This is a genomic window from Halobacteriovoraceae bacterium (assembly GCA_020635115.1).
Lineage (GTDB): Bacteria > Bdellovibrionota > Bacteriovoracia > Bacteriovoracales > Bacteriovoracaceae > JACKAK01.
Genome location: JACKAK010000019.1, coordinates 1 through 10,266 on the forward strand (window position 1 = coordinate 1; position 10,266 = coordinate 10,266).

Consider the following 10,266-nt stretch of genomic DNA (forward strand, 5'->3'; position numbering starts at 1 on the left):
TGAAATATTCATGCATTATGGATTGTACTCAACTTCAGTCAGTTTTGGACGAGGATTTCTTTCGTTTCTCTCCAAGAGAATCCTTAGAACTAATTAAGCTCTCCTAGATCTTGGCCTACGCCCCTTACTAGAATCATCTTTTCGATCGTGAGATCTCTGTGAAAAACTTCTACGTCTATTATCAGAGCTTCCTCTACCTGGTCGTTGTTTACGAGCAGAAAAATCACTTCGCTTTTTGTCAGAAAAATCTACATCTCCAAAACGATCAACATCATGAAACTCTTTATTAAAAAGCAACGTAAAAAATATTTTTTGTAGATCATCTTTTGAACAGTTATCAAACTCATTCAAAAATATTCCAAAAGATGAATCAACTTTGAATTCATTACCTTTGCTCACAACACTTTCTTTAATTTTAGAAATTTTTTCAATTTTTTGAGAAACTATTTTGGATTTTAAATCGGTATTTTTTGGAACATCTGATCTTTTAATTCTGTGGTTAATCGTTTTTTCTATCTTTCTTAGTAACCCCATTTCATTGTTTGTCACAATTGATTGAGCTAGACCTTTTGCCCCGGCCCTACCAGTTCGACCTATTCTGTGAACATAGGATTCATTGTCTAAAGGCAATCCAAAATTATAAACAACCTCTAGGCCAGTAACATCAATTCCTCTGGCCGCAACATCTGTACAAACTAAAACGTCAGTTCTACCTGACTTGAATTTGTTCATTGCGTACTCTCTCTGTCCTTGACTTAAATCCCCATTTAGACAATCTGCCATAATTCCCTTGGCCAGAAGTTTGTCTGCGATATCTTTTGTGTCTTGTCTAGTACGACAAAAAACAATACTTGGGCCAGAACCATTCTGGAGGATCAATCTATGAAGGGCCTCAAAGCGATATTTACGATCGACTAAATAATAGGATTGTTCAATATCTTCATTTGAAAGACTTTTCTTTTTGCACTTTATAAATTTAGGTTTATTTAAGTTTTTGTTAATGAGATTTACTATTTCATCAGGCATTGTTGCTGAGAACATCCACGTTTTTCTGGCCGCACTAAAACATTCCATAATATGTTGAACATCATCAATAAAGCCCATTTTAAGCATTTCATCGGCCTCATCTAAAATGAGATATTCAGAATTTGAAAAATCTAATTTACCTCTTTCAATAAGATCAATGATTCTTCCGGGAGTTCCTACAATAATTTCAGGTTGTGTTTTTCTAAGTAAATTTATTTGTTTATCATAAGGAGTACCTCCGTATATCAAACAAGTATTCAAATTTAAATAACGACCAAAATTATTAATTTCTTTTTCAACTTGATACGCTAGCTCTCGAGTCGGAGTAAGAATGAGAGCGTGAGTGGGAATCTTTTGATCTTTGATTCTCTCAAGTAGAGGAACAACAAAAGCAGCTGTTTTTCCAGTCCCCGTTTGTGCTTGGCCAACAAAATCTCTATCTGTTTCCAATAGGTATGGAATCGCTTCTTGTTGAATTTCTGTTGGAGTTGTGAAGTTTAAAACTTCAATTGCCCTTAAAATAGGGTCGCATAAATTTAATTCGTTGAATTGCATAAAAAATTTTTCCTTTAAAAAAAAAGACCATAAGGCATTAATACATAGAAAACAAGTACTTTATTAGCATGTGCGTCTATTGTAAATTATACACAAAATGCGCGTCTTAAAATTAAATAATAATGATAGGGTTGAGGTAGTCCTAAATCAGAATGGCACATAAGAGAAAACTTATCGCACTCAGGGCCAAAAAAATTTGTATATTCGTCGTCTAATCCAAAGAAATGTCCAATTTCATGTGCCATCACTCGCATTGACCATAATGGATTCCAGTTCAAGTAGTAGGGACCTCTGGTCAATTTAACAAAATCTATATCTTTAAAATAAGCATTTTCACGACTTGTAACTTCTATATTAAATTTTATTTGAAAAATATATGGATTTTCCATTTCCCAATAAACTGCCGCACCTCTTAAGCGATAAAGAAAATCATCTTGTACAACTTTTGGGTATTTTTTTAAATCTTTGAAATGTACTTTGGTGGTCAGAACAATTTCATCATTTGATAATTTTGAAATATCATAAGCATACTTTCCACCCCACACACCATAATATTTCATTTGACCACGAATTTTTTTTCCGCCTAGAATATTTCTTTCAAATAATTCAACTTTTTTAAAGTGTATCGGGCATCTTTTTATGTCTCTATTTAGTGAGTGCTTAATAACTTTGCATGCGTATGAGTTTTTCGGACACATTTGCTCATTGCCCTCTATTTTGAAAACGATCAACATTAATACAGTAATAATCTTAAGCTGTTTGTAGATAAACATTTGCTAATTCTATAATTTTTATTTACATTCAAGCAACCATCTAAGTCCATATGCATTATTTTTTATCGCTGACAAACATATTTAGATATGAGATATCTTCCTGTGCTCGTTTGAGGTTGGTAGGCAGAATTAAATTAGTAACTTGATTGCTTACGACTGAACAACCAGTAGAAAACGAAATTTAAAATTATTTGGCCCGGTGGTGGAATGGTAGACACAGCGGATTCAAAATCCGGTAAAAAAACACCAAAAATGGCCTCATGGTGGAATGGTAGACACGATTGATTCAAAATCAATTGCTCTTTGAGTGTGCCAGTTCAAGTCTGGCTGAGGCTACCAAAATATTAGGGGGAAGTTTTCATTAACTTCCCCTTTTTATTTTTTGGTAGACTAAAATTGTAATTGGTAGCCTTTTACCTAAATTTTTGACTCCAGCTTCCGATAAACTATCGGAGGTATCAAAAATGGGCAGACACAAAAAATTCAAAAAAGAAGATGTCAGCAAAATTCAAAAATGGCTAAAAGAAGACTTTGAAGAAAGAAAGGTCAAAGGCAGGATAATCTGGAATCATCAAACAGATATTATCTGTAAATGGGGATTGTACTCTGAGGGCGAAGATAAAGAGCCATCAATCAAAAGATTTATCAAAAGAAAAGATGGGAAAACCACTTGGCAGAGACTTAAAAAGAAGTTTTATAAGGATTTCTATCAAAGTCAAAGAGAGCTTGAAAATATTGTAATCTATCTTAATGGATTAGACCCATCAGAACACAGAGCAGGGATTAAATATCGCCTTAAAGAAGGATATATCCCAAGAGTCCATGTCATAAATTTTTGTAGAGAAATTAAGAACAACTTTTTAAATGATGACAAAAAAGATATTGAAAATAGAATTAATGGCTTTATCAATTACGGCCTCAACTGGTTTCAAAATAAGACTCACAAAGTTAATGAATGGAAAAAATATGATAAGAAATGGGGCCAATGCCTGTTAAATTATAATGAAGATATTAAAGATTCAGACAGAATCTTTCCACTTGGAGAGCTTAGAAGTAAAAATACTATTATAAGAGTTATTTGGCTTATGAATAAGTTTATGGAATACCTCCATCAACAATACCCAAACAAATATCCCCCTACCTATTTTGACCCTATTACTAATTCTCAATTTAGAAGTCTTGAAATGATTAGAAAGCAAAGAGGATTAGTCAGAGATAGAAAACATATAAAAAGCGAACATTGGGAAATTATCAAAAGAAATATTGAAAATGACCCACATCTAAAAATTATAGAAATTTGTTATGAGTTTGGACTTAGAAGAAGTGAGGCTTTGGCCCTATCATCAGTTGAAAATTTATTCAAAGATAATTTATTCGTCAAAGAACAAGTCAAATGTATTGATTATACAAATGGAGTAATGACAAGAATCTTTAAACCTACCAAAACGGGAGAGACCAGAAGAATTCCATATAAAGCTTCTATAAGTGAAATTTCAATAAAAAGGATTGCAACAATTATTGATACATTTGAGTTTATATCTCCAAATCAACTTACTAAAAAGTGGCGGGCCTTAATGAATGAATTAAATCTTGATTATGATATCCACGATTGCAGGCATTCGTTTTGCAGAAACCTCTTTAAAATCAAGAACTTAGACATCAAAACTGCCATGGAGTATTCTGGCCACAAAGAACTACAAAGCATTAATGGCTATCTCAGAAGTAAATCTGAATTTAGTGAAGAAAAATTAAATTTAAGAGATTTCAGAGTTGTAGCCTAAAACATTGGCCATCTATTGCAGATGGCCTTTTTCATATTGTTTAATAAAATCCATTAATAATCTTCCCAATACATCAAGTGAAATTATTAAATGCCCTGTTGAGAGAGTCTCATTTTGATTCTTTTTATCAGGATTGAGATTAATAATTAAATGTTCTTGTAAAATTGAATTTTGATTTAAGTAAAATTCAAAGTAAGTTCTTTGTTTTTCATCAGATAAATTTTGAATAAAGTCTTTCGCTTTCACACAGTTCTTTAAAGTTAAATCGGCCATAAAACCTCCATTAAAGTCTTTATATGCTTAATAAGGTTTTTAATATCAATGATTGCAAAGCAACTTGCGAAGTCATTTAAATTAAAAAAATTTGAGCTATCAAAAAAAATGGAGATTTTAAAAGATTTCTTCCATTTAAATTACAACCATAAAAAAGGAGGACTAATTATGGAAATTTTAAAAGACAAAGAAATTATTATTAAGTTTGTTGAAAAAGCAGATTTTGAAACAAAAGATGGAAAAGTTGAGATGGACAAAGTTTGGTTTGTTTATGAAGGAAAGATGAAATATGACAATAGAGTTAAAAAGGAAAAGCTAAAAGAAGGTAATCTATTTTGTGATATTGAGCTTAGAGTTGATAAGAGAAAAGGGGAATTCAAATATGTCATCCACCCTAAAGTAAAAAAATAAGGGGGGCTTTGATGATTAAACATATAGAAAATATTTATTCAAAAAAGAAAAGAACAAAACAAATTAAGGAATATTTTGGCCTATCTGATAGCTTCAAGATAAAAAATTTTAAACACGGCTATTATCTCAAAAATGCCTTAATTTCAGTTGAAGACCTTGAAAAAAATAAAGAAATACTATCAGATATATTTTCCAGTGAGATTTTTCTCATAAAAAGAATATCCAAAAAATACGGAAATGATTTTATCGCAATATACACAAAGGGGTATAAAAAGAGAAAATATAATGGGGAAGTTTCAACAACTCCCCTATCCTCTATGGTTGGATATGATTTTGAAGGGGATTTATATAATCGCCCTTTTTCACACTCTTTTATTAATAAACCTATCATCTATATTGGAGGTGGAATTGGAGCAGGAAAATCAATTCAAGGAAATATTATTCTAAAAAGTTTTCTTCTTCAAAATGAGGATTATAAAGCCATAATTATTGACCCTAAAAGTACGGATTTCTTTAAACTATCAAAAGAATTTTCTAACAGAGCTAAAATAATAAAACCTAAAAATATATTGGACTTTAAAAATATTCTTACAGAGCTTATCAATATTGAGAATGAAATCTTGAACTTTCAAAATCAATTAACTAAAAGGAAAATAATTGTCTCAAATTGGAATAAGCTTTCAAGTAGGCCTAAATATATAATGCTAATAGATGAGGCCAGTGAGATTATCCCAAGAGTATCAATAAACAAAAATACTCCAGATGATGAAAAAGAGATTATTACAGTTCAGATTGAAATCGCTAAGATTTTAAAAAGGATGATAAAGCTTTATCGCTATACCAGTTCATTTTTTCTTATCCTTTTAAATCAAGATACTAAGGTTGATAGTATTAATATTGGATGGGAAAATATCAAAACTAAAATTCTGTATAATCAACCAACTACTCAACAATCAATACAATTGGTTGGTAGCTCAATTCTTAAAGACAATACTCTTTTTAATGGTAAAGGATATTATATTTCAGAAGGGATTATTAAAAAATTTCAAGCACCTTTTTTTAATACCGAATTTAGAGAGATAGAAAAAATACCCCAATATAATTCTCAAAAAATTAATAAAATTATTAAGAAAAAGCTCAAAGATTTTCATAAAGGATTTGTAAGTCAAAAATCTCAAGAGAAATTTAAATTTGTATCGCTGAGTGAATATGAAATCAGACAATTAGGAAAAAATTATTATCACTATTATTTGAGTTTATTACCAGAATTAAGAAAAGAGGCCATAAGGGAGATTAATGGAAAATAGTCATATTCTTATCCATTTTGAACCCTCTATAGATACGGAATATATCGCTTTTAAAAGTGATGGCCTTAATATTAAAAATGAGTCTCAAACAAATAAATTTAATGAGGTTGCTGAAGAGCTTGGATTAGTAGAAAACCATAAAAATGAGTATTTAATTAATTACCAAAGTAATAGAGAATTTCGTCATAGAATGAGTTTTTATAAAGTTAGAAATCAAAGTTCAATTCATAAAATTATGTTTAATTTTGATTCTAATTTCCATATCAATACGGAGTCTGAATTCAATAAATCAAAAATTCATAAGATAATGGCAAAAAAATTTAGAAAAACGACTCCATCAATTCAAAGAATAGATATCTATCAGGATTTATTAACACAAAGAAATACTCAAATTTTTGATATATTTCCTAACATTTTCGACACAAAGAAATATAAAATCCTATCTAAAGGAATCAATATTAATGTAGGCCACAATGACCCAGAAGACCCTAATCGCATTACCCATATTGAATTAAGTATCTATCGTAGAGCCAAATTAAAAATTTACGACAAAACAAATTCCATCAAAAGACTTCTTAAAAATGATGAAATGACTTATGAGGAATATAAAAAATACGAAGAAAGATACGGAACTGATGAAAGTGGAAACTTAAATCAAGTTTGGCGAATTGAGTTATCACTTTCAAATGATTATTGTGATATGGCGAATACTCTTCTTTTAAAGGCCAGGGTTGAAAAATGGGATGAAAATCATATTCAATGGGCCTATCGTCAGATATTGGCCCATTTCGCCAGTAATCATCGTATTGTTGAAATTGATACAATTCCTGAAAATGGAAATATCTATCAAGCTAAGACCTGTCCAATATATGAAAAATATATGTTTTTGAATGACAAAGCTGGAACTTTAACAAAATTAAAAAGATTCATCGCTAAAATGGATGAACTTCCAGAAGAAACCTTATCGTCTTTTGTATCTTCACCAAGCCCAAAAAGAACTATTGATAGTTATGCAAAAAGTTCAGCTAAAAAAATTCTTGGAACAAAAGATTGCCAGAAAAATACCAAAGCATTATACCGTTATTTTTGTAGAAGGTTAAAACGACATCTTGCTACAGAAAAAAGAAATTTATATACCAAATATTATCATTACTACCTTCAAAAAGCTTTTCTATCAGTTGATGTCAATGAAAAGGAATATTGGAAAAACGAAGCAATCAGGGCCAGAGATGAAGGATTCTTGGAATATCATCTTCCAGATGAGTCCTTTCATGGATGGGATGGAGAAAGAAAGTTAGATATCGTAAAAAAAGACCTTAAAGAAATAGATTTGGTAGAAGCTCTATTCAATTCTTAGTAAATTTTTTTGATTTTTTCTATATATACGAGTGATTTACCAAAATCTTTGTGAAAATTAATTGAAGCGACTTGAAAAGGAGCGGAAATTATTTTGAACAAAGGATATGTCGGCAATGCTTAATATGTATTGCCGACATTATGACTCAAACAATAAATAAAGACAGTCATCTACAAAAAAAATATGAAATGTGAGACAATTCATATAAATAAAAAATTAGATACTACACGGAGGTGGTATGAGTAAAAATGATGCTGTAAAAGCTCAAATTCTAGATCTTGCAAAAAAATATAGAAAGAATCTTGAAGAGAAAATTCAGAATCGAAAAAAAGAAATGGAAGAAGATGATTTATCTCACCACCAACTTTACTCCGTGCTAGGTATAGATAGCGATAAGGGAAACCAAATAGATGTATATCAAAATATCGGGAGGTTTTTATACAAATATTCTGGCTCATTTTTAGAAGAAGCAGCAGTGATATGTTTTCAAGCAAAGTTCCCAAAGGCAAAAAAGGTTAAAATACCAAACACAATCAGCCTAAAACCAAAAACTTTTGAGATAGACTGCTTAGTAAACAAAATAGCTTATGAAATCAAATGGCGAGATGCAACAACAGATGGAGACCACATCACCAAAGAGCATAACAGAGTAAAAAATATAAAAAATGCAGGATATACACCTGTAAGAATAATGTTTTATGAACCAAATAGAGGCCAAGCAATTAAAATCCAACAGAAACTCAAGTCCATTTACGAGAGTGTAAGCGGTGAATACTACTCAGGTTTGAATGCATGGGAGTATATATATGAGAAGACAGATATTGATTTAAATAGTATGTTAAAAGAAATAAGTGAAATGATAGATTTTATGGAGATATAAATGCTTGTAAACAAAGACTGTATTAATGCATTAGAAGATATAAAAGCCAAGTCAATAGATTTAATTTACCTTGACCCACCTTTTTATACTCAAAAAAAGCAAAAGCAGAAAACAAGAGACAACTCCAAGGAATATTCATTTGATGATAGCTGGGAATCAATAGAAGACTACCGAAATTACATCACTGAAAGACTAAAAATATGTAAAACGCTCTTAAAAGATACTGGTTCTATATTTCTTCATTGTGATAAAGCAGCCTCTCACCATTTACGAATTGCTCTGGATGAAGTTTTTGGATACTCAAACTTTCAAAGTGAAATAATCTGGACTTACAGAAGATGGTCAAACTCAAGAAGAGGATTGCTTAATAGTCATCAAGTAATTTTTTTCTATAGTAAAACAAAGAAATATAAATTCAACCCAATGTATCAAGACTACTCACCGACTACAAATCTAGATCAAATCTTTCAAGAGAGAGTTAGAAATGAACACGGAAAATCCGCCTATAAAAAAGACGGAGAAAAAGCAGTTTTAATAGAAAAAAAGAAAGGTGTTCCTCTATCTGATGTATGGGAAATCCCTTACCTAAATCCAAAAGCAAAGGAAAGAGTTGGCTATCCAACACAAAAGCCAATATTACTCTTAGAGAGAATCATTGAATTAGCCTCTGATGAGAACGACACAGTCATGGACCCATTTTGTGGAAGTGGAACAACATTAGTTGCCGCCAAACTACTAAAAAGAAAATTTATAGGGATGGATATTTCTAAAGATGCAATTGAGTTATCAAAAGAAAGACTTGAAAATCCAATAAAATCCGAATCTGCACTATTAAAGAAAGGAATTGACTCATATCAAAACCAATCACCTGAAATTGCCGAATATTTAAAGAAAATCAATGCTTATCCAGTTCAAAGAAATAAAGGCATAGATGGCTTCATGAGAGATGGCGATGATATAAAACCAGTACCTATAAAAATCCAAAGACATGGCGAGAGTATAAAAGATGCTCAGGATAGTTTATTAAAAGCTTGTATAAAAAATGACTTCCAAACCAAAATACTTATCTCCACAGAGACAAATGAAGATAGTTTTTTAGAAGAAGATAACCTATATATCTTTAATAAATCCAATCTAAAAATAGAACAGCTCACAAACTTAATTTAATTATTTTCCAAAAACTTTCTTGAACGAAAAGGCCTCAATATTCATTTGGGGCTTTTTTATTTCATTTTTTAAAAAGGTTAAATTTTTCGGTATATCAATAAATAGATATAAAATTACTATTTTTTGGTAAAGAAACCAATCAACTGTTTTCCTCCGTTTTTAAACCAAAAATCAATTTTAATTTGTAATTCTATATACTTAAGTGTAAAAGATTGGTAAATGGAAGCGGATTCAAAATCCGCCGGTAGCAATACTGTGCGAGTTCAAGTCTCGCCCGGGCCACCACTCTTAAAATTGTGGCCAAGCATCTAGGCAAAGATTTTTAAGCCTCTTATCGATAAAACTGTCGAACTTGTTGCTCCTAAAAAAGGATTCTTCCCGATCGATGGTGGTTAAACCATCCAAAGCCCTTCAACCACAGACACTTAAGAGACGTAACCGATAGTTATTTGGGTTCTTATATCCGTAAGCTCTTCTTCTTACAAGGGAAGCTTTGTTATTAAAGCCCTCTAACCTCGCATTTGTTAGTCTTTTTCTAAAATAATTAAGGACTTCCTGCCTCCAATATTTGAGAGTATTTCCGAGTCTTTTCACTTCTTTAGTTTTAGACTCCCTAAATCTCTCAATCATTTTATCGATGGCCACAGATGCCTTTTCATACCCTTTTATACGATAAAAACACTGTAGGGCTTCTTTCGCATGATACATTTCATTGAGGTGTGGATGCTTTTTAAGG

At 31.2% G+C, this 10,266-nt stretch carries 10 protein-coding genes and 2 tRNA genes; 8 read left to right on the forward strand and 4 right to left on the reverse strand.

The annotated features are described in order from the left end of the window. Nucleotides 1-93: 93 nt before the first annotated feature. Entirely contained in the window at nucleotides 94-1,581 is a 1,488-nt protein-coding gene (locus H6622_18275; protein MCB9063476.1) for a DEAD/DEAH box helicase, read from the reverse strand. A gap of 86 nt (nucleotides 1,582-1,667) precedes the next feature. Next, nucleotides 1,668-2,354 (reverse strand): hypothetical protein, encoded by a 687-nt coding sequence (locus H6622_18280; protein ID MCB9063477.1) that lies wholly within the window; start codon nucleotides 2,352-2,354, stop codon nucleotides 1,668-1,670. Nucleotides 2,355-2,608: 254 nt separating this feature from the next. Here H6622_18280 and H6622_18285 point away from each other — a divergent pair. Next, a tRNA-Leu gene (locus H6622_18285) sits at nucleotides 2,609-2,693 on the forward strand. A 125-nt stretch (nucleotides 2,694-2,818) separates the two neighbouring features. Next, on the forward strand, nucleotides 2,819-4,135 hold the full coding sequence (locus H6622_18290) for a tyrosine-type recombinase/integrase (protein ID MCB9063478.1): 1,317 nt from the start codon (nucleotides 2,819-2,821) through the stop codon (nucleotides 4,133-4,135). A 12-nt stretch (nucleotides 4,136-4,147) separates the two neighbouring features. Here H6622_18290 and H6622_18295 read toward each other — a convergent pair whose 3' ends face one another. After that, nucleotides 4,148-4,408 carry a hypothetical protein gene (locus H6622_18295; protein MCB9063479.1) on the reverse strand — a complete coding sequence of 87 codons (261 nt, stop codon included), beginning with the start codon at nucleotides 4,406-4,408 and terminating at the stop codon, nucleotides 4,148-4,150. Nucleotides 4,409-4,576: 168 nt separating this feature from the next. Here H6622_18295 and H6622_18300 point away from each other — a divergent pair, with 168 nt between their 5' ends. The 6 genes from H6622_18300 to H6622_18325 all read left to right on the forward strand — a co-directional run bounded on the left by H6622_18300 (nucleotide 4,577) and on the right by H6622_18325 (nucleotide 9,815). Further along, nucleotides 4,577-4,819, forward strand: coding sequence for a hypothetical protein (locus H6622_18300; protein MCB9063480.1), 243 nt, complete (start codon nucleotides 4,577-4,579; stop codon nucleotides 4,817-4,819). Nucleotides 4,820-4,830: 11 nt separating this feature from the next. Then, nucleotides 4,831-6,126 (forward strand): hypothetical protein, encoded by a 1,296-nt coding sequence (locus tag H6622_18305; protein MCB9063481.1) that lies wholly within the window; start codon nucleotides 4,831-4,833, stop codon nucleotides 6,124-6,126. Next, the gene (locus H6622_18310) at nucleotides 6,116-7,483 is read left to right on the forward strand and encodes a hypothetical protein (GenBank protein ID MCB9063482.1); all 1,368 of its coding nucleotides are present in this window, start codon (nucleotides 6,116-6,118) and stop codon (nucleotides 7,481-7,483) included. Before H6622_18305 ends, H6622_18310 begins: the two co-directional genes overlap by 11 nt. A 238-nt stretch (nucleotides 7,484-7,721) precedes the next feature. Then, nucleotides 7,722-8,363, forward strand: coding sequence for an ApaLI family restriction endonuclease (locus H6622_18315; GenBank protein MCB9063483.1), 642 nt, complete (start codon nucleotides 7,722-7,724; stop codon nucleotides 8,361-8,363). Continuing rightward, a complete protein-coding gene (locus tag H6622_18320) occupies nucleotides 8,364-9,530 on the forward strand; it encodes a site-specific DNA-methyltransferase (GenBank protein MCB9063484.1) in 1,167 nt (388 codons plus the stop codon). 204 nt (nucleotides 9,531-9,734) lie between these two features. Beyond that, a tRNA-OTHER gene (locus H6622_18325) sits at nucleotides 9,735-9,815 on the forward strand. 126 nt (nucleotides 9,816-9,941) lie between these two features. On the opposite strand, the gene H6622_18330 is transcribed toward H6622_18325, so the two are convergent. Continuing rightward, nucleotides 9,942-10,266, reverse strand: a 325-nt coding sequence (locus tag H6622_18330; protein ID MCB9063485.1) for a transposase, incomplete at its 5' end; no start/stop codon positions are given.

What these genes read in the sequence shown, in the direction of transcription:
- H6622_18275 (MCB9063476.1), bottom strand. Translation starts at nt 1,581, where the DNA reads ATGCAATTCAACGAATTAAATTTATGCGACCCTATTTTAAGGGCAATT.
- H6622_18280 (MCB9063477.1), bottom strand. Translation starts at nt 2,354, where the DNA reads ATGTTTATCTACAAACAGCTTAAGATTATTACTGTATTAATGTTGATC.
- H6622_18290 (MCB9063478.1), top strand. Translation starts at nt 2,819, where the DNA reads ATGGGCAGACACAAAAAATTCAAAAAAGAAGATGTCAGCAAAATTCAA.
- H6622_18295 (MCB9063479.1), bottom strand. Translation starts at nt 4,408, where the DNA reads ATGGCCGATTTAACTTTAAAGAACTGTGTGAAAGCGAAAGACTTTATT.
- H6622_18300 (MCB9063480.1), top strand. Translation starts at nt 4,577, where the DNA reads ATGGAAATTTTAAAAGACAAAGAAATTATTATTAAGTTTGTTGAAAAA.
- H6622_18305 (MCB9063481.1), top strand. Translation starts at nt 4,831, where the DNA reads ATGATTAAACATATAGAAAATATTTATTCAAAAAAGAAAAGAACAAAA.
- H6622_18310 (MCB9063482.1), top strand. Translation starts at nt 6,116, where the DNA reads ATGGAAAATAGTCATATTCTTATCCATTTTGAACCCTCTATAGATACG.
- H6622_18315 (MCB9063483.1), top strand. Translation starts at nt 7,722, where the DNA reads ATGAGTAAAAATGATGCTGTAAAAGCTCAAATTCTAGATCTTGCAAAA.
- H6622_18320 (MCB9063484.1), top strand. Translation starts at nt 8,364, where the DNA reads ATGCTTGTAAACAAAGACTGTATTAATGCATTAGAAGATATAAAAGCC.